The sequence below is a fragment of the Sporocytophaga sp. genome (genome assembly GCF_017745095.1).
In the GTDB taxonomy this organism is placed as follows: Bacteria; Bacteroidota; Bacteroidia; order Cytophagales; family Cytophagaceae; genus Sporocytophaga.
Window position 1 is genome coordinate 1 of sequence record NZ_JAGHZZ010000037.1, and the last position, 24833, is coordinate 24833.

Annotated in this window: 26 protein-coding genes and 5 tRNA genes; 17 read left to right on the plus strand and 14 right to left on the minus strand. The window is 35.9% G+C overall.

What is annotated here, in order from left to right; all coding sequences use genetic code 11:
• On the plus strand, nucleotides 1-984 hold a 984-nt coding region (locus J7604_RS25375), incomplete at its 5' end, for a gliding motility-associated C-terminal domain-containing protein (RefSeq protein WP_293902831.1).
• Between the two features lie 78 nt (nucleotides 985-1062).
• Here the strand turns inward: J7604_RS25375 and J7604_RS25380 are convergent.
• On the minus strand, nucleotides 1063-1674 hold the full coding sequence (locus J7604_RS25380; RefSeq protein WP_293902834.1) for a hypothetical protein: 612 nt from the start codon (nucleotides 1672-1674) through the stop codon (nucleotides 1063-1065).
• 133 nt (nucleotides 1675-1807) lie between these two features.
• Between J7604_RS25380 and J7604_RS25385 the strand changes: the two genes are divergently transcribed.
• Nucleotides 1808-2779 (plus strand): deoxyhypusine synthase family protein, encoded by a 972-nt coding sequence (locus J7604_RS25385; RefSeq protein WP_293902837.1) that lies wholly within the window; start codon nucleotides 1808-1810, stop codon nucleotides 2777-2779.
• A gap of 123 nt (nucleotides 2780-2902) precedes the next feature.
• Nucleotides 2903-3055 carry a lmo0937 family membrane protein gene (locus J7604_RS25390; protein WP_156027023.1) on the plus strand — a complete coding sequence of 51 codons (153 nt, stop codon included), beginning with the start codon at nucleotides 2903-2905 and terminating at the stop codon, nucleotides 3053-3055.
• A 65-nt stretch (nucleotides 3056-3120) separates the two neighbouring features.
• Here J7604_RS25390 and J7604_RS25395 read toward each other — a convergent pair whose 3' ends face one another.
• Both J7604_RS25395 and J7604_RS25400 read right to left on the minus strand, forming a co-directional pair.
• Nucleotides 3121-3597: an acyl-CoA thioesterase gene (locus tag J7604_RS25395; RefSeq protein ID WP_293902900.1), complete on the minus strand. Its 477-nt coding sequence runs from the start codon at nucleotides 3595-3597 to the stop codon at nucleotides 3121-3123.
• 51 nt (nucleotides 3598-3648) lie between these two features.
• Nucleotides 3649-4293: a protein-L-isoaspartate(D-aspartate) O-methyltransferase gene (locus tag J7604_RS25400; protein WP_293902842.1), complete on the minus strand. Its 645-nt coding sequence runs from the start codon at nucleotides 4291-4293 to the stop codon at nucleotides 3649-3651.
• 159 nt (nucleotides 4294-4452) lie between these two features.
• Between J7604_RS25400 and J7604_RS25405 the strand changes: the two genes are divergently transcribed.
• Genes J7604_RS25405 through J7604_RS25415 form a run of 3 tightly spaced genes read left to right on the plus strand, consistent with a single transcriptional unit; the run spans nucleotide 4453 to nucleotide 7198 of the window.
• Nucleotides 4453-5853 carry a sugar transferase gene (locus J7604_RS25405; RefSeq protein WP_293902845.1) on the plus strand — a complete coding sequence of 467 codons (1401 nt, stop codon included), beginning with the start codon at nucleotides 4453-4455 and terminating at the stop codon, nucleotides 5851-5853.
• Nucleotides 5854-5860: 7 nt separating this feature from the next.
• On the plus strand, nucleotides 5861-6460 hold the full coding sequence (locus J7604_RS25410; protein ID WP_293902848.1) for a riboflavin synthase: 600 nt from the start codon (nucleotides 5861-5863) through the stop codon (nucleotides 6458-6460).
• A gap of 48 nt (nucleotides 6461-6508) precedes the next feature.
• Nucleotides 6509-7198 carry a LytTR family DNA-binding domain-containing protein gene (locus tag J7604_RS25415; RefSeq protein WP_293902851.1) on the plus strand — a complete coding sequence of 230 codons (690 nt, stop codon included), beginning with the start codon at nucleotides 6509-6511 and terminating at the stop codon, nucleotides 7196-7198.
• Here J7604_RS25415 and J7604_RS25420 read toward each other — a convergent pair.
• The 3 genes from J7604_RS25420 to J7604_RS25430 all read right to left on the minus strand — a co-directional run bounded on the left by J7604_RS25420 (nucleotide 7190) and on the right by J7604_RS25430 (nucleotide 11184).
• On the minus strand, nucleotides 7190-7759 hold the full coding sequence (locus J7604_RS25420) for a phosphatase PAP2 family protein (RefSeq protein WP_293902854.1): 570 nt from the start codon (nucleotides 7757-7759) through the stop codon (nucleotides 7190-7192). The two genes, J7604_RS25415 and J7604_RS25420, sit on opposite strands and share 9 nt — an antisense overlap.
• Nucleotides 7760-8668 carry an oxygen-dependent coproporphyrinogen oxidase gene (gene hemF / locus J7604_RS25425; RefSeq protein ID WP_293902857.1) on the minus strand — a complete coding sequence of 303 codons (909 nt, stop codon included), beginning with the start codon at nucleotides 8666-8668 and terminating at the stop codon, nucleotides 7760-7762.
• Between the two features lie 107 nt (nucleotides 8669-8775).
• Nucleotides 8776-11184: a BamA/TamA family outer membrane protein gene (locus tag J7604_RS25430; protein ID WP_293902860.1), complete on the minus strand. Its 2409-nt coding sequence runs from the start codon at nucleotides 11182-11184 to the stop codon at nucleotides 8776-8778.
• A gap of 74 nt (nucleotides 11185-11258) precedes the next feature.
• On the opposite strand from J7604_RS25430, the gene J7604_RS25435 reads away from it, so the two are divergent.
• On the plus strand, nucleotides 11259-11939 hold the full coding sequence (locus tag J7604_RS25435) for an RNA methyltransferase (protein WP_367113615.1): 681 nt from the start codon (nucleotides 11259-11261) through the stop codon (nucleotides 11937-11939).
• 3 nt (nucleotides 11940-11942) lie between these two features.
• On the opposite strand, the gene J7604_RS25440 is transcribed toward J7604_RS25435, so the two are convergent.
• The 8 genes from J7604_RS25440 to J7604_RS25475 all read right to left on the minus strand — a co-directional run bounded on the left by J7604_RS25440 (nucleotide 11943) and on the right by J7604_RS25475 (nucleotide 19858).
• Nucleotides 11943-12722 (minus strand): queuosine precursor transporter, encoded by a 780-nt coding sequence (locus J7604_RS25440; RefSeq protein ID WP_293902865.1) that lies wholly within the window; start codon nucleotides 12720-12722, stop codon nucleotides 11943-11945.
• On the minus strand, nucleotides 12719-13642 hold the full coding sequence (locus J7604_RS25445; RefSeq protein ID WP_293902868.1) for a ribonuclease Z: 924 nt from the start codon (nucleotides 13640-13642) through the stop codon (nucleotides 12719-12721). The genes J7604_RS25440 and J7604_RS25445 overlap by 4 nt, the downstream gene beginning before the upstream one ends.
• A 5-nt stretch (nucleotides 13643-13647) precedes the next feature.
• Nucleotides 13648-14031 (minus strand): STAS domain-containing protein, encoded by a 384-nt coding sequence (locus J7604_RS25450; protein ID WP_028980209.1) that lies wholly within the window; start codon nucleotides 14029-14031, stop codon nucleotides 13648-13650.
• A gap of 45 nt (nucleotides 14032-14076) precedes the next feature.
• Nucleotides 14077-15024 carry a phosphoribosylaminoimidazolesuccinocarboxamide synthase gene (locus J7604_RS25455; protein ID WP_293902872.1) on the minus strand — a complete coding sequence of 316 codons (948 nt, stop codon included), beginning with the start codon at nucleotides 15022-15024 and terminating at the stop codon, nucleotides 14077-14079.
• A gap of 70 nt (nucleotides 15025-15094) precedes the next feature.
• Entirely contained in the window at nucleotides 15095-16741 is a 1647-nt protein-coding gene (locus J7604_RS25460; RefSeq protein ID WP_293902875.1) for a toxin-antitoxin system YwqK family antitoxin, read from the minus strand.
• Between the two features lie 60 nt (nucleotides 16742-16801).
• A complete protein-coding gene (locus tag J7604_RS25465; RefSeq protein WP_293902878.1) occupies nucleotides 16802-17980 on the minus strand; it encodes an acetyl-CoA C-acyltransferase in 1179 nt (392 codons plus the stop codon).
• A gap of 88 nt (nucleotides 17981-18068) precedes the next feature.
• Nucleotides 18069-18899, minus strand: coding sequence for a hypothetical protein (locus J7604_RS25470; protein WP_293902881.1), 831 nt, complete (start codon nucleotides 18897-18899; stop codon nucleotides 18069-18071).
• Nucleotides 18896-19858, minus strand: coding sequence for a VWA domain-containing protein (locus J7604_RS25475; RefSeq protein ID WP_293902884.1), 963 nt, complete (start codon nucleotides 19856-19858; stop codon nucleotides 18896-18898). The genes J7604_RS25470 and J7604_RS25475 overlap by 4 nt, the downstream gene beginning before the upstream one ends.
• Nucleotides 19859-20073: 215 nt before the next feature.
• Here J7604_RS25475 and J7604_RS25480 point away from each other — a divergent pair.
• From J7604_RS25480 to J7604_RS25525, 10 genes are all read left to right on the plus strand, one after another.
• Nucleotides 20074-20162 (plus strand) — tRNA-Ser (locus tag J7604_RS25480).
• A gap of 67 nt (nucleotides 20163-20229) precedes the next feature.
• A tRNA-Pro gene (locus tag J7604_RS25485) sits at nucleotides 20230-20304 on the plus strand.
• Nucleotides 20305-20361: 57 nt separating this feature from the next.
• Nucleotides 20362-20435: transfer RNA gene (locus J7604_RS25490), tRNA-Arg, on the plus strand.
• 137 nt (nucleotides 20436-20572) lie between these two features.
• Nucleotides 20573-20647 (plus strand) — tRNA-Pro (locus J7604_RS25495).
• Between the two features lie 56 nt (nucleotides 20648-20703).
• Nucleotides 20704-20777, plus strand: a tRNA-Arg gene (locus tag J7604_RS25500).
• 145 nt (nucleotides 20778-20922) lie between these two features.
• Nucleotides 20923-21474 (plus strand): hypothetical protein, encoded by a 552-nt coding sequence (locus tag J7604_RS25505; RefSeq protein ID WP_293902887.1) that lies wholly within the window; start codon nucleotides 20923-20925, stop codon nucleotides 21472-21474.
• 77 nt (nucleotides 21475-21551) lie between these two features.
• Nucleotides 21552-22001, plus strand: coding sequence for a hypothetical protein (locus J7604_RS25510; protein ID WP_293902890.1), 450 nt, complete (start codon nucleotides 21552-21554; stop codon nucleotides 21999-22001).
• Nucleotides 22002-22238: 237 nt separating this feature from the next.
• Nucleotides 22239-23600, plus strand: a complete 1362-nt coding sequence (locus tag J7604_RS25515; protein ID WP_293902893.1) for a hypothetical protein — start codon at nucleotides 22239-22241, stop codon at nucleotides 23598-23600.
• Nucleotides 23567-23761 carry a T9SS type A sorting domain-containing protein gene (locus J7604_RS25520; protein WP_293902896.1) on the plus strand — a complete coding sequence of 65 codons (195 nt, stop codon included), beginning with the start codon at nucleotides 23567-23569 and terminating at the stop codon, nucleotides 23759-23761. The genes J7604_RS25515 and J7604_RS25520 overlap by 34 nt, the downstream gene beginning before the upstream one ends.
• A gap of 322 nt (nucleotides 23762-24083) precedes the next feature.
• Nucleotides 24084-24677, plus strand: coding sequence for a hypothetical protein (locus J7604_RS25525; RefSeq protein ID WP_293902898.1), 594 nt, complete (start codon nucleotides 24084-24086; stop codon nucleotides 24675-24677).
• Nucleotides 24678-24833 lie beyond the last annotated feature (156 nt).

Here is a 24833-nt window from a genome sequence, read left to right on the forward strand (position 1 = left end):
CCAAGTGCAACAGTAGTAACCAATCCGATCGCAGTATGTTCTCCAAATACAGGAAACTTAACCCTTGCTTCTGTGACAACAGGATCAACGGCAGGTTTAACATTCAGCTACTTCAGTGATGCAGCAGCAACGACAGTGGTAGCAACCCCAGCATCAGTAGGAGCAGGAACATACTATATTAAAGGTGATTTAGGAACTTGTTCAGATATTCAGCCTGTAACAGTGACTGTTAATCCAGTTCCAGTATTTACAGTGAAAGGTAATTTAATGGCATGTGAACCTGAGTTAGTAGATTTAACTGCTCCTGGAGTTATAAGTGGAGGTTCTTCAAATTTAATTATTACTTATTGGAGTGATCAATTAGGGACTAGTGTTATTCCTGATCCTAAATCAGTATCTGAAGGAACTTATTATTTACAAGGTAATGAGAACGGTTGCTTCTCTCCGGTTTATACTGTAAAGGTTAGTATAAATAAACTTCCAGTAATTAATATGCCTTCAGAATTTACCTTCTGTCCTTTAACAGATCCTTCGTTCACAATAGAAGGAAAAGGTACTGGTGGCGACACTTATGTTTGGATGCCAGGTAACATAGTTTCAAAAACTTTACCTGTTACAGCTCCGGGAATTTATCAGTTGACTTTAACAAATTCATTGACGACTTGTAGTGTTCAAAAAGATGTAAAAGTTATTGAAGAATGTGCTCCTGAAGTTTTCTTCCCGAACGTCTTTACTCCAGATGGTGATGGTAAGGATGATGTTTATCAGATATTTGGTCACCACATTGAAAACTTCAATATCACAATCTTTAACAGATGGGGTGAGATCATCTTTCAAAGCAATGATTTAGAAAAGCCATGGGATGGTTTCTATCTGGATAAAATAATGGAGCAGGGAGTATATCCATGGACAGTTACTTATGAGGGTTCTGGTAAGTACAAAGTGCCTCATGTTAAACAAGGGTCTGTTCTACTTAAGCGTTAATTAGTATAGAAAAGAAAAATAAAAAAGGCTGTTTTTACAAACAGCCTTTTTTATTTTGAAGAGTCTAGTAATCTGTAATTATTTGCTAGGAAAGATTAGCTGAAGGTTTCCCCATAGTATTTTTTTCTTATCAGTATCAGTAATTAGTTCTTTCAGGCTAAAAGTCTGGAATAGCTTTGTGTCTTTTGAAAATACTGTTTCCTTATTGAGTTCTGCGCTGTGTTCAGGCGAAAACTGAGGTCCGAACGCAAGCACATTTGGTGTTGAATAATCTTTTAAAACCACATTAAGATCAACCGAATTGCCACCGGAAAGAACGTGTAAATGTATTTCAGATTCAGAAAGTTTGACAGCCTGAAGAATTTTGAAAAGAAACGTTTTTAATTCGTTAGTGGCATCTTCTTCTTTGATAATGATGATGGCTCTTTTGGAAATCTTTGATGATGTAAGTTCTTTCTTTAATTCTTTTAAATTAAATGAGTCATCTTTTTTGATTTCTTTAAGTGGTTTTGTTTCTTCTTTTTTTACCTCAACGTGTTCTTGATTTATTTTTGGAATTGAAGGAGAAGACGGTAAATCTGAAGATTTTTTAATGACCAGGTCGGAGGATTTTTCCGGAATAATATAAACAAAGTCGTTGAATAAGTTCTGAACAGCTTCCGGATTAAGTTGATAATTATTAAGACTCATGCACCAATTTACTCAAAAATGACCTGAAGTGAATAACCTATCACCAAGTTTCTTTTTAAAGGAGAAACGAATGGTTATCTTTGCGCAAAATTCTAGAAAAAGAAAATAATAACGAGCATAATTAAAAAATTAAATGAAAGGTCCTATCTCTCAATTTATTGAAAAGCATTACCTGCACTTCAATTCGGCAGCTCTAGTAGATGCAGCCAAAGGTTATGAAACTCACCTGTTGGAAGGCGGGAAGATGATGATTACTCTGGCTGGTGCGATGAGTACCGCGGAATTAGGAAAATCTCTGGCAGAAATGATTAGAAATGATAAGGTTCAGATAATTTCTTGTACTGGTGCTAACCTGGAAGAAGATATAATGAATCTGGTTGCGCACAATTCATATAAAAGGGTACCTCATTACAGAGATTTAAGTCCACAGGATGAGTGGGATTTGCTTGAGAATCATTACAACAGGGTTACGGATACCTGTATTCCTGAAGAAGAAGCATTCAGAAGACTTCAAAAACATATTTATAACATCTGGAAAGATGCGAACGATAAGGGTGAGCGCTATTTTCCACATGAGTTTATGTATAAAATATTGTTATCTGGAGAATTGGAGCAATATTATGAAATTGATCCAAAGGACAGCTGGATGCTGGCTGCTGCTGAAAAAAATCTTCCGATAATTGTGCCGGGATGGGAGGATTCAACGATGGGAAATATTTTCGCATCTTATTGCATAAAAGGTGAATTCAAAGCTACTACAATGAAATCAGGCATTGAATATATGATGTGGCTGTCTGATTGGTATGTGAAAAATTCTTCAGGCAAAGGAGTTGGTTTCTTTCAGATAGGTGGAGGGATTGCAGGAGATTTTCCTATTTGTGTTGTTCCAATGCTATATCAGGATATGGAAATGGAAAATATTCCTTTCTGGAGTTATTTCTGTCAGATTTCTGACTCAACAACTAGCTATGGTTCTTATTCAGGTGCAGTGCCGAATGAAAAAATCACTTGGGGGAAACTGGATATTACAACTCCGAAATTTATAGTTGAGTCTGATGCTACAATAGTTGCACCTCTTATATTTGCTTGGATACTAGGCTGGTAAAGTAAAAGATAATTACCAATGTTATTTAAAATGTTATGGAGATACAGCTCTTCATAACATTTTTTTTTATTGAGAGGTTAATAAAATATGTCTATTTATTTCAAATAATAACATATAAAATTTATGGGAAATCTCTTATATATCATCGCTGTGGTTCTTGTTGTTTTGTGGTTAATAGGCTTTCTCGGATTCGGAGACGCAGTAGGAGGGATCATTCATGTACTTTTAGTATTGGCCGTTGTGGCATTTCTCCTGAGAATCATTAGAGGAGCCTGATTTCAGAATTAAATCCAGATAAAAAAACAGAGGGGTTCAATCAGAACATCCTCTGTTTAGTTTTATTATTCTTTGAAAAGCGAGCGAAGCTCCGTAGCATCTTGTGCTTTTAATCTGCCGGCCAGAACTAGTCTCAGTTCTCGTCTTCTCATAGCACTTTCATAAAAATTCTTTTCATTCTCAGTTTCAGGGACAAGTTCCGGAACTCTCTTCGGATTACCATTGCCATCCATTGCTACAAAAGTAAAAAAGGCCTCATTGCTTTTTATTTTAGTTCCAGAAGGTATATCTTCTGCCCAAACTTCTATATGTACCTCCATAGAAGTTGAAAATGATCTGGTGACCTTAGCCGTTAATGTCACTACGTTCCCAAGTTTTATCGGACTGGAAAATGAGACATTGTCAACAGAGGCAGTTACAACCACGCTGTTGGAATGCTTTTGTGCACTAATGGCAGATACAATATCCATCCAGTGCATCATTTTTCCTCCCATCAGATTGTGAAGGGGATTTGTATCGTTAGGTAAAACCAATTCTGTCATGGTTACCAGAGATTCAGAGGCGAATTTTTTCAAGTTTGATAAATGTTTTGATTACCAACCGTCTTTTCCGGTCAAAGGAACAAAGCGGAAAATACCATGTTGTTCCTGTTTTATTTGATTATCTGAAGTTTTAATGATCTTGATCATGTGTTGAGTATCTTCGTCACCTACGGGAATCACAAGTATTCCACCCGGAGCGAGCTGTTCAACAAGTTTCTCAGGTACATGAGGAGCACCGGCAGTTACCAGGATTTTGTTGTAAGGAGCAAACTGCGGTAAACCCAGTGTTCCATCGCCGCAAAATACATTCACTTTATATTTCTGGGAATGTAAAAAAGCTTTAGCTCTTTCATATAGAGGTTTGAGGTACTCAATTGTATAAAGCTTTGCGCCTAGTTCTAAAAGTATACTGCTTTGATATCCTGATCCTGTGCCTATTTCAAGGACTTTATCTCCTTTTTTTATTTCAAGAAGTGAAGTTTGAAAAGCTACCGTATAGGGTTGGGAAATAGTTTGTCCTTCTCCTATAGGAAATGCCTTATCTTCGTATGCATGTTCGAGAAAAGCTTTCTCAAAGAAAAAATGGCGAGGTACTTTTTCAATAGCTTTTAATACGTCCTCATTGTTTATTCCTTTGTCTTTCAGTTTTTTAATCAATTGCCTTCTTAGCCCTTGCGTTTTATAATTATCCTCCATGATTAAACACTTATAATTTTATATTTTAACCTTTATAAAAAAAACTATATTTTTGAGTAAATTATTCCAAAGAGAATATTTTTTTACTCCGCTTACTTTAAAAAGAAGAACAATATTCAGGAATTTAAAATAGTTTGTAAAATAAAAGGCTTTTTAAAGTTGAAAAAAAAATACCATATCTTTAGCTATGTTACGTTAGATTTTTTAGCCGCTGTAATAGCATGGTTGTTTTTTTTCTTTTTGAGAAAATACATATTGGAAGAAAATGGCCGACAATTCAGTATGTTATTGATCAGAAACTCATTGGTTATTGGTACCTATTGGGTTGTATTTTATGCTTTTTTTGGATTCTACAGAGATATATATCAGAAGTCAAGGGTAAAAGAAGTTATGCTTTTGCTTACCACTACATTTCTGGGTTGTGTTTTAGTTTTTTTTATTCTATTTCTTGATGACGCAGGCGTTAACCGGTATACGGCTTATTATAAAACTTTTGTTTCATACTTCTTAACTCAGTTTACGCTCACCACTATTTTTAGAGTTGCTTTAATTTCAAGAATAAAAAAACTTATAAAAAATAAAAAACTAAGTTTTAAAGGTATTATTATTGGTTCAGACAAGAGGGCTAAAGATATACTTCTTGAAATACAGAAAAATGCATCTATAATTGGTATTGATGTAGTCGGTTTTGTAAGAGTTCATCAAGAGAATGGGAAGGAAATGGAACAGGAGTTGGATCACTTGGGAAGCTATACAAATCTCGCTTCCATTATTTCCGAAAATAAAATAGAACATGTGATTATTGCTGTAGAGCCTAATGAACATGATAGAATTTCTGAAATTTTGGGTCTATTAACAGGTAAAAAAATCAGAATAAGCATTATTCCGGATGTATATCATTTGTTATTAGGTTCTGTTAAAATACATCAGGTTTTTGGAGTTCCGCTAATTGAGATCAATCAGGATCTTATTCCTTTATGGCAGAAAATTGTGAAGAGGGGTGTCGATGTTGTGGCAGCAATTATGGTGTTGACCTTAGGCTTTCCTTTTTTATTGTTTATTTCTCTTATGACAAAATACACATCTAAAGGGCCAATATTTTATTTGCAGGAAAGGATTGGTAAAGACGGGAAGCCTTTTAAGATTATTAAATTCAGAAGTATGTATGTAAATTCTGAAATGATGGGGCCAGCTTTGTCTTCTTCAGATGATGTAAGAATTACTCCTTGGGGGAAATTTATGAGGAAAACCAGGATAGATGAATTTCCCCAATTTTTTAATGTGTTGATAGGAGAAATGTCTTTAGTAGGGCCAAGGCCGGAAAGACATTATTTTATTGACCAAATTGTAAAGCATGCACCTCATTACATTCACCTGCACAGAGTACGTCCGGGAATTACATCTCTGGGACAGGTGAAATTCGGCTATGCCGAAAATGTGGATCAAATGGTTAAGAGACTTAAGTATGATATTTTGTACATTGAAAATATGTCCCTGGCAATGGATTTCAGAATTATACTTTATACTGTTCTCATTATGATTCAGGGCAGAGGAAAATAATTTTTATATGTTTACTGGAATTATTGAAACGTTGGGACGGGTTATTTCCGTAGAAGCCTTACAAGGAAATCTCAGGTTCAAAATTGAAGCTTCTTTCGCAAATGAGCTAAGACCTGACGAAAGTGTCTCTCATAACGGAGTTTGTCTTACCGTCACGAATGTCAATAGACAAGATAATACTTTTGACGTAACAGCTATTGAGGAAACCTTGAATAAAACTAATCTGGGAACTCTTAAGCAAGGGGATTTTGTAAATCTGGAAAGGGCAATGCCTGCCTCTGGCCGTTTTGACGGTCATGTGGTTCAGGGCCACGTAGATCAGACAGGTATTTGCAGAGAAGTTGTCAATAGTAATGGAAGTTGGGTGTTTACATTTGAATTTGACCCTTCAAAAAATGGAATCGTGGTTGAAAAAGGTTCTATTTGTGTAAATGGGATAAGTTTAACCGTTGTAAATGCAGGCAAAAATTCTTTTTCCGTAGCTATAATTCCTTATACTTACGAACATACGAATATTAAATTTGTTGAAAAAGGGACGATAGTAAATCTGGAATTTGATATTTTAGGAAAATATATTCAGAAAATACTTGCAGACAGGTTTTCTTAGTTTTAAATTAATCATAATTAAAGTTATAACACAAATTCCCAAGAACTAATGGATTGCTTAATTGTCGATGATGAAGAAATGTCCAGAAATATGGTTCAGCATTTCGTTCAGCAAACGGATTCCTTAAAGCTCGTTGGTGTTTGCACTAGTGGAATTGAAGCTGCGAATGTTTTGAGTAAAACAAAAGTAGATATTCTTTTCCTGGATGTGGAAATGCCGGAGATGTCTGGGTATGAACTTATCAAATCGCTTGATGATCCTCCGTTGGTTGTGCTTATTACTTCAAAGAGAGATCATGCTGCAGAAGCATTTGAATATAAAGTAGTGGATTATTTACTTAAGCCACTTACTTATGCAAGGTTTCTTATTGCCGTTGGAAAGGTGAAAGAGATGCTGGAAATGCAACAAATTCGTCTTACCAATAGAAATGAACTTTATGTTCGAAGTGAACAAAGGTTTGTGAAAATCAACCTAACGGATATCCTGTATATTGAAGCTTTGGCTGATTATATCATGATCTTTACTTCAAATAACAATAAATATATCGTGCATTCCACTATGAAAGGCTTTCAGGCAAGATTGCCTAAAGAAAACTTCGCAAGGGTTCACAGATCTTATATTGTTAATACAGATAAAATAGAGGCTATAGAAAACCTTTTCATACTCATCAATAATAAGCAAATACCTATTGGTGCTTCTTATAAAGATGAATTTATGGGAAGACTCAATTTATTGTAGTCGTTGAATCGCCGCTTTTGTATCCAGGTTTTTATAAATCAGGTAAAATACAAAGGCAAGTATAATGCCGATTAAAGCGCCGCAAATAATATCTCCAGGGTAATGAACCCCCAGGTAGATACGACTGTAAGCAACTGAAAATGCCCATAAATAGAGGAGGCACCAGACTTTTTTTCTGGAAATAAGCAATAGAATTGTTGCCAAAGCAAATGTATTGGCAGAGTGGGATGAGACAAATCCATATGCTCCCCCGCAACCAATCGGTATATAAAGCTTTGAGTTAATTTCCGTGTCATGGCACGGTCTTTCCCTTTTGGCAAGAGGTTTTATTATGGAGGAAGTAATGAAATCCGATGCGCCGATTAGTGAAATAATGACTAAAATAACTACTACGGATTTTTTTCTGTAGATCTTAATTATTATTCCGATAATAAGTAAATACAATGGTATCCAGACTGCTTTGGCTGAAAGGAAAATCATTGTACCGTCAAGCGCGGGATAATGAAGGGCATTGAGGTAAAGCATTAAAGCTTTATCCCACTTGTCTAATGTTTCCAGCATTTATTGATTAATATTTGCCCAATTGATACCTTTTTTAAGTAGAGAAGTTGTTTCAGCTTCTCTGCTTCCTTCGGGTGCTGAGTAGTTGTATTCCCAATTGGCAGATGGCGGCATACTCATGAGTATTGATTCTGTGCGTCCATTGGTGTCGAGGCCAAATTTGGTTCCTTTGTCATAAACAAGGTTAAACTCTACGTATCTGCTACGTCTCAGGCTTTGCCATTTTTTCTCAGCTTCAGAGAATGGCTTTTCTTTATTCCTGTTTACTATTTCTATATAAAGGGGGGCAAAAAGATTACCAACATCTTTTACAAATGAAAATCTGTCCTCTTTTGAAATTCCTTTTTCCCGATCTTCTGAAAGGCGATCAAAAAAAATGCCTCCTATACCTCTGGTTTCATTTCTGTGAGGAATGAAAAAATAGTTGTCTGCCCACTCTTTAAATTGAGGGTAATATGAAGAATGGTAGCGGTCGCAAACCTCTTTAAGATTTTGGTGAAAATAAACTGCATCTTCAGAGTTAATATAATGAGGGGTAAGATCTATCCCTCCTCCAAACCACCAAGTGCCATCATTCATCTCAAAGTACCTAACATTCATATGAATAATCGGTACCATAGGAGATTGAGGATGGATTACTATAGAAACTCCTGTAGCATAGAACTCATTGCCGTTTACTTGCAGGGCTTTGGTAATTTTCTCAGGCGCAGGTCCCCACACTGCTGAAAAATTAACTCCGCCCTTGGCAAAGACATTACCATTTTGAATTACTCTGCTTCTGCCTCCTCCACCTTCAGCTCTTGTCCAATTATCTTCTTCAAAGGAGGCTTTTCCGTCACATTTTTCCAATGCTTTAGTAATCCTGTCTTGCAAACCTTTGAAGAAGCTTTCTATCTCTATTCTATTCATTAATGTAGTTTATTGCAGATTTTGGAAATAATCATTTATCCTGCATATATCTATGCAATTTCTTTTAAAATTTGATTAGTGTCAAGAGTAAGAAGTTTTATTCGATGCTAGAATGGATAGCCAATACCAATATTAAGAGCTGTCTGGTTTGAAATTCCAAATGGCGGATATTTTATTAGTTTCGGTGCTACAAATCTTTTTCCTTGAGGTTCTCCCGGATCATAAATTTTGGATCCGATATCAAATCTGAGTATCAGGAAGGAAAAGTTGAGTCTTATTCCATAGCCTATGCCTAAGGCAATTTGTTTGTAAAAAGAGTCAAGTTTAAACTGACTTCCAGGTCTGGTTTCGTCATAATTAAATGTCCAGGTGTTTCCGGCATCAGCAAATACAGCTCCATCAAAGAAGCTGAAAATATTAAACCGGTATTCTAAACTTGCTTCAAGTAAAATTTCTCCTGGTTGTTCAAATTTGTAACCGTTTATAGGATCTTTCCACGAGCCGGGGCCAAGTCTACGAGGTCTCCAAGCTCTGATACTATTACTTCCTCCAGCAAAGAAGTATTTTTCATATGGTAAAACAAAATTTCCATTTTTAGCTGAATTTCCAAAAGGCCGGGCAATGCCCGCGTTTATTCGCGTAGCAATTACGTTAGTTTTGCCTACAGGACGATAAAATCTCAAGTCGGAATTTAGACGTATAAATTCAAAGTACTGCAATCCAAAGAGTGTAGAGTCGGTCTGCCTTAACAGAGCCGGGATTAATCCTCCGATTTCAACAAAAGGCTTAAAATATTTTGATTTTTTGATCTTGCCAAATTCACTGTTATTATAGACGAAATAGGCATTGAAGCTTGTTACAAAAGCAGGCCTGAAGCTGACACTTAATTTGTTTCCAGAACTGTCTAGCTTAGCAAGGTAATTGGTGAAGTTTGTACTCTTTACAGAATTGATTATATTAATATCAATAGGAGAAACATTGTATTGTTTAAAAATACTAGGCATCCAGCTATAGGTCAAAGCTCCTCTGATAGTTTGTCTTGTATATTCGGGGCGCATTACAAAATTATACCCGGTAAGAAGTTTTGTTCTTGGGGCATATTCTTTGAATTTAAACCTTAATTGTGTCGGAATGAATATCTGAGGAAATGCAACACTCGTGTTGACCCCATATTCTTGGGTTCTGAAAACTCCTGTTGTGTCTGAAAATCCATATTGTCCATCAATAGCATACCTAAAGGAAGTCTCATAAACTTCATACCCTTTTAAGAAATTCCTTGCTCTAATTGTAATATTTCCAAATGGGCCAGGAACTAATGCCTGTCCCACATTTACACCATATTCCTGTGTTAATTGATATTTTTGCAAAGGGCTGGTGTTAATAAAAGCAGTAAGAGTTTGAGCCGAATCTTTATTTTTTTCAAAATTTATATTGACAAACCTATACATATCCATACTCCCAAGTTGCCTTTGAGTTATCTGAATTTTACTCTGGTTGTAAAGATCACCTGGGTGAAAACTCAGTTTGGAGTTTAATAGCTTTTTGGAAAAACGCTTGTCATAGAATATATAATGAATTCCTCTATATTCCAGCGTGTCTCTTGTTTTCTCTTTCCTGGGAGAGAGGTCTGTGTTAAAATAAATCTGGGAGATAGTATACTGATTATGGGAATCCTGACCTGATGGGTTTTGAATCAAGATTTCCATGGTTATCCATTTGTTGCCAATAGTGCTATCCAATTTAAAGAATATATATTGTCGGCTGAAATCGAAATACCCCTTATCCTTAAGTAATTTTGTTAGTCTTTCCCTTTCATCTGAGACATCGCTTTCTTTATATCTGTTGTTGACTTTTAATGGAGAATCCTTAAGATTAGCCATGACCAGACTATCTATCTTTTTATCCTTAATTGAATATTTAATGGATTTTATCTTGTAGTAATCTCCTTCATGAATTTTGTAAGTTACAGAAATTTTTTTACCGGAAGTATCTGCATCAGACGTTACATCCGAAAGAAAATAACCCTGAGAATGAAGATAATATCTCATTTGTTTTTCAGTCAAATACATCTGGGCAGAATCGTAAATAACTGGTTTCTCTCCTGGAACTCTCATGAGCCAATTACCATCTTTAAGATTTTTATTTAAAACCTCGAGACGCTTCTCTTTCCGGTCCTCAAGTCTTCGGCGCTTTTTAGGTTTTTTAGCAGCTTCTATTTTCTGATCATATTTTTTTGCAATAGAATCTCTTTTATTGGCTGTTTTCAGTGAATCATAATTTCTTTTACCCAGATAGTATATAGCTACATACGGAGTTGTTCCTAAAAATTTCCTGTTAGGTGTCTGTTTATAATATACAGAGAGATCATCATAAGGAATTTTTCTGTTACCCTTAATGGTCTGTCTGTATAGAAGGTACTCGTTTTCTTTAAGTTGCTTTGTTGGTGAGCAGGCGAAGGTAAAAAAAAGCGTACTTCCTATGAATAAAATATAATATATTGACTTAAAATTCGACACTGGGTATGATTTCCAGAAATAAACAAAAACTTATCAAATCTTTACAAATTAAGAAATACCGTAAACTGCACCAAATGTTTTTGGTTGAAGGTGCTATAAATGTTAAGGAATTATTAGGGTCAGACTTTAAAATTGTCCATCTTTTCATTACTTCCCAATTTTTCGAAGAAAATGAAGCCCTCATAAAATCCTCTTCAGTCACTTTTGAATATACTGATGAGAAAGAACTGACTGAAGTCGGTACATTGGAAAGTAATAATGCGGCATTGGCTGTTGTGAGAATGAAAGAGGAACAAGCATTGAAGGTGAATAAAGGAGAATTTGTTCTTATACTTGATGAAGTAAGGGATCCGGGAAATCTTGGTACATTAATTCGGATAGCAGACTGGTATGGGATTTCAAAGATCATTTGCAGTGAACAGTGTGCAGAGCATTATAATCCTAAAGTTATTTCGGCCACCAAAGGCTCTTTTATTCGGGTAAATATGCATTACTGTGATTTAAAGATATATCTTAAAGAATTGAATCTCGCTGGAGTAAAAGTTTTTGGTGCATTTCTCAATGGAGAAAATATTCATAAAGTGAGTTTCCCTGATACAGGTGCTATATTGCTGGGGAATGAAGCTTCCGGGATAAATATGGACTTGGAAAGTTTTGTAACAGATAAAATTACAATACCTCGATTTGGTGGAGCAGAATCTTTAAATGTAGCGGTGGCAAGTGCAGTTATTCTGGATAATGTGAAACGGAACTAGTCTTTAGTCCAGAGCAAATGCATTTTCTGATTTAGAATTTTTAAGGTATATGTCTATCAGATAATGGGCAACATATAGGAGTGGAGTGAGGATTACTGCCACGCTGAATTTATAGATATAGTTAATAATTCCAACGGAAAAGACCTGGGACAAGGACCACTGTGACTCTCCTCCGAAGATATAAAAGGCTATATAAAGTACCAGGAAGCTATCAATAAGTTGGGACACAAGCGTTGAAAGTGTTGCTCTTAGCCAGATTCCTTTACCTCCGGTTTTATTTTTAATGGTATGAAATACATATGCATCCAGAAGTTGGCTAATCAGGAAGGCTAGAATAGAGCCAATCATAATACCAAAGCCTTGTCTGAAAATTTTTCCGTATGCATAATCAATATTAAATGCAGTTCCTGAATGGTCTGTATTGTTGATTTTAATCCAAAACTCAGCAGGAGGAAGGTCGGTAGCAAGGTAGATGACGCCAAATCCATAGGCGATAAGAGCTGCAGCGAGGTAACTGATTTTCTTTACTCCATCTTTTCCGAAATATTCATTGATAATGTCTGTAGTTATAAATACTACAGGCCAAATGATGGCACCAGCTGTCAGATTAAAATCAAGTTTTATATTATTCCAAAAAGGAATCTGAGCTGGTTTGAAGCCTAGGAGTGCTTCCAGTGAAAATATCTTAGGCCCGATGATTTCAGCAGTAAGTGCATTAACTAGGAAAATTCCTGTCAGGAAGATGAACAGATTCATCTTTTTTCCGGAAATCGTATTTTTCATAGCGGATCATCATCTATTGTAAATTCCAGTCCTTCTTCGGCCAAAAAGGAATTTAGGAATAAGGTTTTTGCTTCTGCCAGATGTGGTTCTATATCCTTATATCTTGCAGAAAAATGGCCTAACAATAAAGTTTTAGCTTTGACTTCCCTGGCAGTCCAGGCCGCCTGAAAAGCAGTAGTATGGTAGGTCTCTTTTGCTCGGCTTTCCATGTCATGAAGAAAGGTAGCCTCGTGGTATAACATATCCACACCTTCGATTTGTCCGAACATGGCTGGATTGTATGCTGTATCAGAACAATATGCATAGCTTCTGCTTTTTCTGGCAGGGAAGGTATATTGTTCGCTTTTTAATAAATGTCCTTCTTTGTCCACTACATCTTCTCCTTCTTTTAAAGCAATTATCTGGAGAGGAGTTAAATGGTCAGGAATTTTGGTTTTATCAATTTTTCTTTTTTTGGGCTTTTCTTTAATAAGAAAACCACAGCATTTTATTCTGTGTATCAGAGGTATGGTCTCTATCGTCAGGTTATCCAAATCCAGAATGACTTTTTGAGCCGTTGTGTCCAGTTCGGTAAAAATGATTTTAAAGTTTAGGAAAGTCTCTGAATATTTCAGCTGGATTGTAATGATTTCATCCAGCCCGGGAGGACCGAAAAGGTATAAGTCTTTTGTCCTCCCGTTTAAATGCATGGTACTCAACAAGCCAACGAGACCCAGATAATGATCTCCGTGCAGGTGAGATATGAATATGTAGTTTATCTTCGTAAATCTGATCTTGTATTTGATCAGCTGGAGTTGTGTCCCTTCTCCACAATCAATAAGAAATAGCTGGTTGTTGATTGTAAGTAATTGCGAAGAATGGTGCCTGTTGAACACAGGAGTGGCTGAATTAGAGCCTAGTATTTTAATCTCAAAAGGCAATGCGGTTATTCTTCTTTATTTTCTGCCCTAAGATTTTTCTCCAGTTCGTTCATGAATATCGCATCAACAGACTCTTCTACTGTTGGGATTAGATTCAGAATGTTATCAAGATGGGAGATTTTAATCAGTTTCATTACATGATCGCTTATTCCGGTCAAAACAAACATTCCTTGCTCGTTATCGCAAAGGCGATTTCCAACAAGAATAGAGCTTAGTCCTGAAGAATCGACATATTTCACGTCATTCATATCAAGAATGATGTTTTTTGAACCTTCTGCATTTAATTTTACTAATTCTGATTTTAACTCAGGTGCAGTAGCAGAAGTCAGTTTTTCTTCGTGAAGTTGAACAAGACTGTATTTCTCTGTTTTTTCAATCGTATATTTCATATAATTCCCCTTAGGTATATAAATTTATAAAAAATCTTTTAAAAATCAATTACTAGCATTTATTGCATTAAGTATGTTTTTCTTTATTCTTTCCTGAATATTTTCAGTAGAATCGGGCTTTTTGAAATTTTCTCCCGTTACTTTTTCAAAAAGTTCAATGTACCTTTCTGATATATTTTTCACTATTTCAGGTGTCATTTGTGGAATTTTTTGTCCTTCCTTACCTTGAAATCCATTTTCAATAAGCCATTGTCTTACAAATTCTTTAGATAACTGCTTTTGAACTTCACCCTTTTTCTGTCTTTCTTCGTAACCCTCTGCATAAAAATATCTTGAAGAATCAGGTGTGTGCACCTCATCAATAAGATAAATTTTTCCATCGGCATGTCCAAATTCATACTTAGTATCTACTAATATTAGACCTCTCGTTTTTGCGATTTCTGTACCTCTTTGAAATAAAGCTCTGGTATATTTTTCAAGAACAATATAATCAGCTTCAGAGACAAGTCCTTGTTTTAATATTTCTTCTCTGGAAATATCTTCGTCGTGACCTTCGCTTGCTTTAGTAGTTGGGGTTATAATAGGTGAAGGAAGAGGATCGTTTTCCTTAAGTCCTTCGGGAAGAGTTACTCCACAAAGAGTTCTTTTTCCTGCTTTATATTCCCTCCAGGCATGACCGGCAAGATAACCTCTGATTACCATTTCAACAGGATATGTAGAGCATTTGATTCCAATTGTCACAGATGGATCCGGAACAGATTTAACCCAGTTGGGTACTATATCAGAAGTTGCTTTAAGGAAAATAGATGCTATTTGATTAAGTACCTGTCCTTTGTAGGGGATGGGCTCTGGGAGTACCACATCAAATGCTGATATTCTGTCTGATGCTACCATTACAATTTTATCTGCAAATGAATAGACATCTCTTACTTTTCCCCTGTAAAATGCCGTCTGTCCGGGAAAGGAGAAGTTGGTTTCTTTTATTGCGTTCATGCTATATTTCAGGAACGCAAAAATATAAAAAAAAATAACCTTATGACGACACAAGGTTATTTTTAGTAATTTACTTATGAATTTTTTCGGAAACTTTTATGTCATTTTTATATTGTTCGCTTCGAACCTGTTTACCTTCAGCATTATAATAGTTCCAGGAGCCTGTCTTCTTACCATTTATATAGCTTCCTGTATATTCGACCTGACCGTTTTCATAAAAGTTTTTATGATTGCCGTATGGGGTGTTGTTTTTATAGGTAGTTTGGCTTTTTACTTTTCCTGAAGGGTAAAAGGTCTGCCATACACCTGTTTTTATACCGTTGGAATAGTATTGTTTTTCAATCAAGTGTTCATCAGAATCATAGACTAAACATTCTCCATGAATAGCACCATTGATATAAATTTCTTTTGATTTAAGTTTGCCATTATCCCAATATGAAATCCATTCGCCGGTTTTAATCTTGTCAAGATCCCCGGTAATGCTTTTGTTTTTCTCTGAATTACGTTTACCGTTAGATGTTTTTTCAGATTTGGTAATGTAACTCTGTTGCTCAATCAGTTTACCTTCTTTGTTATATAATCTGGTGTTTTGTATAACACCTTCTTCGTTGCTTTTAATAAGGCTTTCTTCTGCAATATTGCCATTTTCATGGTAGGAGATATTTTTTCCGGTTTTAATTCCTGTCTTGTAATTAAATACACTTTTAGGAGTGCCATTATCATAGAATGAATTGATGGTTCCTTCAGGCTGGCCATTTACCATAGTGCCTTCTGAAATAATTGTGCCTGTTTTGCTGTATCTTTTAAATTTGATCTGGTTTTTGTTACCATCTTTAAATGATTCTGTTTCTATTCCACCTTCAGGGTAATAAGTTTTGAAGTAGCCAGAGGGAAATCCTCCTTTGTAGTTTTCTTCTGTTTCCGGGTTTCCATTTTCGAAAAAGGTTTTTGCTGATCCATTTTTCTTATTGTCCTGATAGGTTATCTCAGAGCGAACTTTGCCTGATTGATAATATTCTTCGACGATTCCATCTACCGATCCTTTCTTATACATAGCAGTACTCTTAATTTTTCCGCTATTGAAATAAGACGTGATCATTCCGTCGAGGCTGTCGTTTTCATAAAATCCCTTCTGTAAAAGAGTACCCTTTGGGTCGAATACAGAAAAAGGTCCTTTTCTTTTGCCCTCTCTGAATGCCATTTTGGTTTTTACAGCTCCATTTTCATAGTATTCGGTAAGTGTGCTGTCATACAGGCCATTTTTGACGAAGCCTTCTCCTGTAAGTTTCCCGGAAGGAGCATATTTTTTATAAAGTTGAAGGTCGGAAGTTAAAGTCTTTTCGTAGACTTCTTTTGATAAAAGATTTCCCTGGATAGAGTAATTCACTTGTTCTCCGATCTTTTTTCCGTTGGAGTATGTGGCTTTTACCTTCGGACTATCATTTTCATAGAATTCTGCATATGGCCCGTCAAGGAGATTATCTTTGTAAGTTGACTTTATTAGTATATCGCCTTCGGGTGAAAATAAAGTATAAGTTCCGTTTTTTACTGTCGTGTCTTCTTCATTTACATAATATTGTTCTCTGACTGGAATTTTCATTCCCGCACTATCATATTTCGGATAATATGTAGAGATCAACTTCTGACTTTGGCATAAAGCTGGAATCGATGCCGATAGCATAAGCAGAAGTATTGTATTTCTGAATAAAAAGGACATAGTAAGAAAAGTTTTAAACAGAACGTATACTTATAGATTCTATTAAAATTCAGTCGTGTTTTAATTTTTTCGGATAACTAAAGCTGAGGCTCCCCCACCTCCATTGCAAATACCACTAACTCCGATAGCTCCATTTTTATTGTTCAACACGCTTGTTAATGTAGTAATGATTCTGGCTCCGGAACAACCAATAGGATGTCCTAATGCTACAGCACCTCCATAAATATTCACTTTTGATGGATCCAACCCAAGTTTAATATTGTTGGCAATTGATACAACAGAAAAAGCTTCATTGATTTCATAGTAGTCTACCTCTGAAGCTGAAATACCAGCAAGCTTGATTGCCTTTGGTATAGCAAGGGAGGGAGTTGTTGTAAACCATTCAGGATCTTGTTCTGCATCTGCAAATCCTATAATTGAAGCAATAGGTTTGATACCAAGGCTTTCAGCTTTTTCTTTGCTCATCAGAAGCAGGGCAGAGGCTCCATCGTTAAGCGTGCTGGCATTTGCTGCAGTAACGCTTCCTTCTTTGTCAAACACGGGTTTCAGACCTGGTATTTTTTCAAAGTTTACTTTTGTATATTCTTCATCTTCTGATACTACCAAAGGTTCTTTGCCTCTCTGTTCTATTTTCACAGGAATTATTTCTTCCTTGAATGCTCCTGATTTCACGGCTTCTGCAGCTCTTTTGTAACTTTCAATGGCAAAGTTATCCTGCATCTCACGTGTAATATTCATTTGTCTGGCCGTATTTTCAGCGGCATTACCCATGTGATAATCTTTGTAGACATCCCACAAACCATCTTTAATGATTCCGTCTGTCATAGTGCTGTGGCCGAGGCGGATTCCAAATCTTGCTCTGTCTGCATAGTAAGGTACATTTGACATACTCTCCATACCTCCGGCAATAACTATATCGGCATTGCCAAGCATTATGGATTGAGCACCCAGCATCACAGCTTTCATACCAGAAGCGCAAACTTTGTTGATAGTTGTACATACAACAGAAGTGGGTAGTCCGGCAAAGATTGCTGCCTGACGAGCAGGAGCCTGCCCTAGGTTTGCGGTAAGGACATTGCCCATGATTACTTCTTCTACATCTGAAGGCTTGATTTTTGATTTTTCCAAAACGCCCTTAATGGCAATACTTCCTAGCTGGGTAGCTGAAAAATTCGCTAATGAGCCGCCAAAGCTGCCAATTGGTGTTCTTACTGCGGATATGATATAAACTTCTTTCATAATCTGGTGTTAGGTTTAGATTCAACGGTAGCTTGTACGCTCTAAATACAATTCGGTTAAACTTTGTTATGAACTACTGATTATCTTGCTACCAGTTGGGCAAATCCTCTTCCTCTTCAGGTTTGGCGATATGTTTTTGCTGAAGGTACTGAATTTCATTTTGCTTCATTGCATCAAGGATTGCCCTTGCTCTTTGAAGACTTAAGTTCGCAGCTTTCAATTTGTTGGTAATTAAGTCTTCATTCTCCTTATTACCGTTTTTTTGGTTTCTCAGTTCATTTTTCTCATTTTCCGGATCAGATTGACTTCCCTGATATTCCCCGCTTTCTTCAGAAGCAGTCCTTTCAGCATTATTGTCTCCTTTGCTTCCTGATTGATTGATAGAATTCCCGCTTCCGGTCTGAGTTTTGTTTGATGCTTTGCCGGTGTTTCCCTGATTTGAGGCTTGTTTCTCTTTTTTATATCGAACACCAGTCTGATATTGCTCTTCAAGTTTTATTAATTTCTGAATCAGCTCAAAGTTAATTCTAGCGGTTTCATTGGACGTATTTGCTTTAAGCGATTCGGTGTAATGGTAAATGGCTTTGTTTTTTTTGCCAGTCATCCAGAAGACATTGGCTAGTTGTTGATGCGCGATAGATCTTGTAATACTGTCCTCAGAATTTAACAGGTTGTGGTATATTTTTTTTGAGTTAGAAGTATCTTGGATGTTATAATAACTGTGTGCGAGGTTTAATAGAATGTCCTCATCCTTGATTTTATATTTATTGATGAGGATTGTATAATCCTTTATTGCTAGCTCATATTCGCCCTTTTGAAAATTTTGCTCAGCCGAATCAATATAATTATTGATCTCTGAAAACCTGTTTAGAAAGCTCCAGATCGCAAAAAATATATTGGTGAGAAGTATCAGTCTCATAAACTAATAGTTTTAACAGTGATTAAAACGTCCAGAAGTATAAGAAATAAACCAAAAAGGAGAAAATAAAAGTATTTATTTGCTGTGGCATCTACTTTCTGATATCCGGTGGTAACACCTTCAATTTGGTTTATCCGGTCTGAAAGGTAAGCCAGATCATTCCTGTTGTCATTTGTTTCGAAATAAGTTCCTCCAGTTAATGAAGCAAGTTTTTTCAATTCGGCAGATCGTAGTGAAGTAATTATTTCCTGACCTTCTTTGTCTTTTTTAGGTCCATAAGTTTCAGGAATAGTACCTCCGGAAGTGGTACCTATACCGACAGTCATTAAAGTTATTTTCTTTTGTCTGAATACTTTTAACACTTTGTCCGGATCTTCTCCAAAATTTTCCCCATCCGAAATAAGGAAGACAAACTTTCCTACATCATGAATTTGCGTTTTAGGAGAAGAAAGCTTTTCCATTGCAAGTTGTAAGCCAGGGCTCATGTTAGAGGTGCCGTTTACTTGCTGATTCGTAATGGACTGAATGAACATTTTAAAAGCGTCTTTGTCGTAGGTGAGGGGGCAGATAAGATTTGCGTTTGAAGAAAAAGTAATCAGTCCGATTCGGGCAGAGTTTAGCCTGTCTGCAATGTGTGAAAGTTCCTTTTGGGCTTTTTCAATTCTGGAAGGCAGGACATCATTGCTATTCATAGAGCCTGAAATATCAAGAACAAAGAAGATATCTTTTCTTGTAGTTTTAATTTCCTTTTTGGTATCACCGAAAGAAGGTCCAAGGAAAGCTATAATGAAAGCTCCGAAATATGCAGAGCGAAGAAAGAATTTATAGAAAGATCTTCTCATGTTGCTTCTTACTTTGGATGAAACAAGTATCATCCTGATAAAATACATGAGATAAAACAGGAGAAAAATTCCGATAAGTGTATATTCAAGAATACCGATGGGTTTACTCCAGATCATTTGTTTAGAACAAAATTTGAGATTAACAGGTGGAAAAATAGGCTTTTTTGAACAATTAATTAAATAAATATAAGTAAAGAAGATCGTGTGAGAAGTATAAAGTATTGCTGTATAGATGCGTAATGAAAATGTTGGAAAATATTCCAATTATTTTTAGGAAATAGTTGCACAATTAAAATGAATTCCGTTATCTTTGCATCGCTTTTTTGAAAAAGGGAGAGGTGCCTGAGAGGCCGAAAGGAGCGGTTTGCTAAACCGTCGTACGGGTCAAACCGTACCGGGGGTTCGAATCCCCCCCTCTCCGCTGGATTTCTAAGGAAAAGTATGGGAGGCAAAACCCATAAAAAGATTGCAAAAGTTCTTTAAAGTTTCGGGGTGTAGCGTAGCCCGGTTATCGCGCCTGGTTTGGGACCAGGAGGTCGCAAGTTCGAATCTTGCCACCCCGACTTCATTCTTTCTTAGGAAAGAGCTGTGATTAAAAGACTGCTTTGTTCAATTGAACGGGTCCCGTAGCTCAGCTGGATAGAGCAACTGCCTTCTAAGCAGTAGGTCTTTGGTTCGAATCCAAACGGGATCACAAGAGATCTTATATATAGCCTGCAATACAATGTGTTGCAGGCTATATTGTTTAAGTAGGAGGAAGCACCTTTTTTAAACAAATAAATTCATGGGAGGCAAAACCCATAAAAAGATTGCAAAAGTTCTTTAAAGTTTCGGGGTGTAGCGTAGCCCGGTTATCGCGCCTGGTTTGGGACCAGGAGGTCGCAAGTTCGAATCTTGCCACCCCGACTTATTTCTTTCTTAGGAAAGAGCTGTGATAAAAGACTGCTTTGTTCCATTGAATGGGTTCCGTAGCTCAGCTGGATAGAGCAACTGCCTTCTAAGCAGTAGGTCTTTGGTTCGAATCCAAACGGAATCACAAGAGAGTATTAAAAGCCTTGTAACTTAATTGTTGCAAGGCTTTTTTGCTTTTGGCTTAAGATGATTGCTTTTGGGATATTTAAAATCGTATAGAAAATCTCCCCTTTGTCATAGAGGCTATTGAAGAACCATTGAGTAAAAAAATGACTACAATAAAAAAGTATTTAAAGATAAGTGTTTCTGATAGCAAAGATGTGACTGAAAAGACCATTGATTACTTTAAAAAGTCAGGTTTCAATGTCAGTGACCACAAAGAAAATAAATTAATAATTAAACGTGGATCTATTATTTCTAATTTCTGGACGTTTAATTCTTTGAATTGGAAGTCTGAAATTTACATTGAAATTAAAGGACAAGAAATTACTGCAGACTTTCATATTGATGCAATCGGACAAGTGATTACATTAAAAGAAGAAAAATTGTGGGAGACTTTTATTGATAACTATAAACTCTTTTTGATTGAAGCTAATTTTGACTTCAAGACTGAGAATCAGAAAGCATTAAATGCAACAAAACGAAATAGTTTTGAATATGTAGTTTGGGTGATCTTAGGTGGAATGATTGGTGGAATACCTGCTGGACTAATTGCATATTGGACAGGAGTAGATAAGTTAGTTTTAATAGGTGCAATAGGTGGAGCAATTGCTTTGGTGAATGTGAAAATAAATGATGAAAAAAAGAAAAAGTCCCTATAGTACAAGGCTATAATCAGTTCTTGAACATGAGAAGAAATGCCACGTCAACATTGAGTATCACATAGACAATTTTAAAAATGAATAGAGAAACTTGGGACGAGATAATGAGGGATGGAGCTTACTCTCAGGAGTTGGACTGGTTAGCAGTTGATAACAAAGGACAACTTGGGATATTCACAGCGATACTGAATGCTCCAATACCCAATAACGTGAAATTGACATTTGAGAATTATATGGACTTAGGACGAAGGATTGAATCATCACCAAAGACAACGTCCGCAATAGTTGTGACTTCTGAAAAAGGAAACTTCGCTGATTGGATTGGATATGCCGAAAAAGGATTTTTTGCATATGATTTCCAAGATGTCCATCGAAGCGATAAGAAAAATCAATACGATTTAATAGCAAGACCTGTACGACCGATGAAGATTGATGACTTTAACCTGCCGTTATTACTCTTAGGCAACCTAGTTAAAATTGATTGTGATTTTAGTGATGGAGACATAAATATCAATAAAGTGAACTGAAATTGTCAATGATATTTTTTTGCAAGTGAAGATTATTTTGTCCTATTTTTTTTAGAAGATCATACTAACCTTATAATAATAAATAGAAAGGTTACCTTATTCTCCTGACTGATATATAGTACTTTAAACCTAAATTTTTATTGCTATGAACAAATTATACTCACAATCCTGCTGTTTTTTTTAAGTTACAAAGTTTTTCCTAGTTCTATTGTTCTGAATAGTTTTAATGGATCTGTATTGTGTGGTACACTTTCCACAACTTATCAGATTCCCCAGGAATTTCAAGGGAAATATTCTTATAAAGTAGAAGTACTAAAAAGTGACACGTCTCAGTACTTAGAAATTAAGTATCATCTGCAAAGCGCAGAGACTGAAGTATTGAAGCAAATTAGTACAGATTTAAATATATACTTTTCTTCTTCAACACAGCTTACTGCTGCCGACGTTAAATGGAATGTAAGCCATAATATTTACGTTGACGGCCAGTTGAAATTAACTCAGTTAACTATTGGCTGGCCATTCAGACCGTGCTATTCATCAAAATCTGATTGCCAGGAGGTAATCATCTACAGAAAGAGACTAGAAGATATTTGCCCCATTGCTGATGTTTATCCAACGCCGTTTGTAAAAATTATCGACGACAGTCTTTTGGTTAATTTTAAAGATGTAATAAAGCCTCGTGATGTTACTTGCAATGCTGTGGGAACAAGGGTTGTAACAGATAGTCTTGTCTTAGGCAATCTTTCGCCGCGCGACTTTACAATGTTCCATGCAGACACTCAAATTGTCTATTGTGTAAATGCCCCATGTCCTCCACTAACCGAATTGACAAGGATCGGAAATGCAAATCTACAGAACTGTCCACCTGGGGAAAATAAAAATGTTTTTGAAGGCTCATTTCTGTGCAGAAACCTTAGTGCGAACCTCAACCTTCCTGAAAGCCTTCAAGGAAATTATAGTTATACCTATGAAGCTGAATTTATCAAAAATACACTGATCATACATTATTACCTGAAACAAGATCGAGTTGATTGGCTGGAAAATATCAATATTCCTGTGAATGATATACTCCCAGCGGATGATTTGACTCATGAAATTAATCTGATAAATATTCCGGTAATTCAGAATATCCATTTGAATGGAAGCCTATATGTCATCCAGGGCTATGGGCAACCAGCTGCCAGATGTTTTGAATACATAACAGATTGTGATAAAATTACTTTGTACAGAAGGTATCTTCAGCCAATCTGTCCAAGCTGGCGCATTTATTCTAAGATAGATTATAGAGTTGATGATGAAGAAGAAATTATTCTTGCCAATTTCAACGACTCTTTAGTTTTCTCAGAGGTGACGTGTCTTGCTGTTGGGAATTTTATAAAAAGTGACAGCATAGAAATTACCGATCTGGAAAAAATGAAATATGAATTGGTTGTAAATGGGACACAGAAGTATTATAGTTCAGTTATATTCAAATCACCAGATTATTATTCATGGTCATCAACTGTTGAACTTAATGAATGCGTCGTAGCAGGAACGAATAATACGAAAGTAGAAAATAATAAACCTTGGCGAATCCTTGTACTACTGACATTCATCTGAAAGGTCATGAAGGTAAGATTACATTTATTAGTCAACTTGGACAATTATTTGTCGTTGAAGGAGATAATGTCTTTAATGTTTCCGATCTACCAAGAGGCTTATATGTAGTTACATTTGAGAAAGACGGCCTCACCAGAAGAGAGAAGGTAATCCTGAAATAAAATTAAGAACTCCGGTATTGGAAAAAGTCGGAGTTCTTATTTCAATTAACTAGTATGCCTTAGGTGATTCAATCACAATGTTTTTCTGAATCATTATAGAAGTCATGGGGGCTTTGGTCTCTATAGACTATAACCATATCTTTGCATCAAAATCCGCCGCTTTTACTTAAAGTGACGGATTTTTTATTTTAAATTACTAACTAATTAAAATGCTTGTTTTGGAAATTGGTACGTATAAGTGGAAAATAAAGTACATAGTGCATATATAAACAAGTTACCAGTAATACATTAATTAAAATTAAAATTAAATAACAGTAGTAAGATGAATAGATTTTTAAAAGCTAAACATTGGCAATTATTCTTATTGACTTTTGGAATACCCATGATATTTCAATTTGTGATAATGGGAATTATGTTCGGAAACATAGCTGGAGGAGGCAATCCTGATCCTTTCCTTATGTTTAACTATATGAAATTTTTCCCTATAATGATGATAATATTTATGGGAGTGTTCTTTGGTTGGTTTTGGTCAGTGGCAATTGGACTGCAAAAAAAAGTGCCTGATAATGTTAAAATGAAAGTGAGAAAATTTAGAATCTTATTTTTTATCCCGATGATTTACATTCTCTTAATCTCAATATCGATGGGCGGAGTAGTTAGTGGAATGGCAGAAAATGTGAGCAAACCCAACGTTATATTTATTCTTAGCATTATTGGTATTATGGTGCCACTTCATTTGTTATCAATGTTCTGTATATTTTATTCATTGTATTTCGTAGCAAAAACCTTTAAGACTGTTGAATTACAGCGAGCGGTGAGTTTTTCGGATTTTGCTGGCGAATTTTTTATGATTTGGTTTTATCCAATCGGTATATGGATAATACAGCCAAAGATTAATAAAATTATGGAAGAATAAACTACTACAGCTTGTATATGTGCATGCTTGGGTTGAATTAGTACCGGATCGTTTGGGGCCATTTATTAGCTTCAACTTATCGAATAGAGTACAACGTTAAACTTCTTAAGCCATATACGCATACCATTATGTAACCTTCCCATTATTAGGACAGCT

Bases quoted from the DNA above. Each gene is read 5' to 3' on its own strand.
- J7604_RS25380 (WP_293902834.1), bottom strand. From the start codon at position 1,674: ATGAGTCTTAATAATTATCAACTTAATCCGGAAGCTGTTCAGAACTTA.
- J7604_RS25385 (WP_293902837.1), top strand. From the start codon at position 1,808: ATGAAAGGTCCTATCTCTCAATTTATTGAAAAGCATTACCTGCACTTC.
- J7604_RS25390 (WP_156027023.1), top strand. From the start codon at position 2,903: ATGGGAAATCTCTTATATATCATCGCTGTGGTTCTTGTTGTTTTGTGG.
- J7604_RS25395 (WP_293902900.1), bottom strand. From the start codon at position 3,597: ATGACAGAATTGGTTTTACCTAACGATACAAATCCCCTTCACAATCTG.
- J7604_RS25400 (WP_293902842.1), bottom strand. From the start codon at position 4,293: ATGGAGGATAATTATAAAACGCAAGGGCTAAGAAGGCAATTGATTAAA.
- J7604_RS25410 (WP_293902848.1), top strand. From the start codon at position 5,861: ATGTTTACTGGAATTATTGAAACGTTGGGACGGGTTATTTCCGTAGAA.
- J7604_RS25415 (WP_293902851.1), top strand. From the start codon at position 6,509: ATGGATTGCTTAATTGTCGATGATGAAGAAATGTCCAGAAATATGGTT.
- J7604_RS25420 (WP_293902854.1), bottom strand. From the start codon at position 7,759: ATGCTGGAAACATTAGACAAGTGGGATAAAGCTTTAATGCTTTACCTC.
- hemF (WP_293902857.1), bottom strand. From the start codon at position 8,668: ATGAATAGAATAGAGATAGAAAGCTTCTTCAAAGGTTTGCAAGACAGG.
- J7604_RS25435 (WP_367113615.1), top strand. From the start codon at position 11,259: ATGTTTTTGGTTGAAGGTGCTATAAATGTTAAGGAATTATTAGGGTCA.
- J7604_RS25440 (WP_293902865.1), bottom strand. From the start codon at position 12,722: ATGAAAAATACGATTTCCGGAAAAAAGATGAATCTGTTCATCTTCCTG.
- J7604_RS25450 (WP_028980209.1), bottom strand. From the start codon at position 14,031: ATGAAATATACGATTGAAAAAACAGAGAAATACAGTCTTGTTCAACTT.
- J7604_RS25455 (WP_293902872.1), bottom strand. From the start codon at position 15,024: ATGAACGCAATAAAAGAAACCAACTTCTCCTTTCCCGGACAGACGGCA.
- J7604_RS25460 (WP_293902875.1), bottom strand. From the start codon at position 16,741: ATGTCCTTTTTATTCAGAAATACAATACTTCTGCTTATGCTATCGGCA.
- J7604_RS25465 (WP_293902878.1), bottom strand. From the start codon at position 17,980: ATGAAAGAAGTTTATATCATATCCGCAGTAAGAACACCAATTGGCAGC.
- J7604_RS25470 (WP_293902881.1), bottom strand. From the start codon at position 18,899: ATGAGACTGATACTTCTCACCAATATATTTTTTGCGATCTGGAGCTTT.
- J7604_RS25475 (WP_293902884.1), bottom strand. From the start codon at position 19,858: ATGATCTGGAGTAAACCCATCGGTATTCTTGAATATACACTTATCGGA.
- J7604_RS25505 (WP_293902887.1), top strand. From the start codon at position 20,923: ATGACTACAATAAAAAAGTATTTAAAGATAAGTGTTTCTGATAGCAAA.
- J7604_RS25510 (WP_293902890.1), top strand. From the start codon at position 21,552: ATGAATAGAGAAACTTGGGACGAGATAATGAGGGATGGAGCTTACTCT.
- J7604_RS25525 (WP_293902898.1), top strand. From the start codon at position 24,084: ATGAATAGATTTTTAAAAGCTAAACATTGGCAATTATTCTTATTGACT.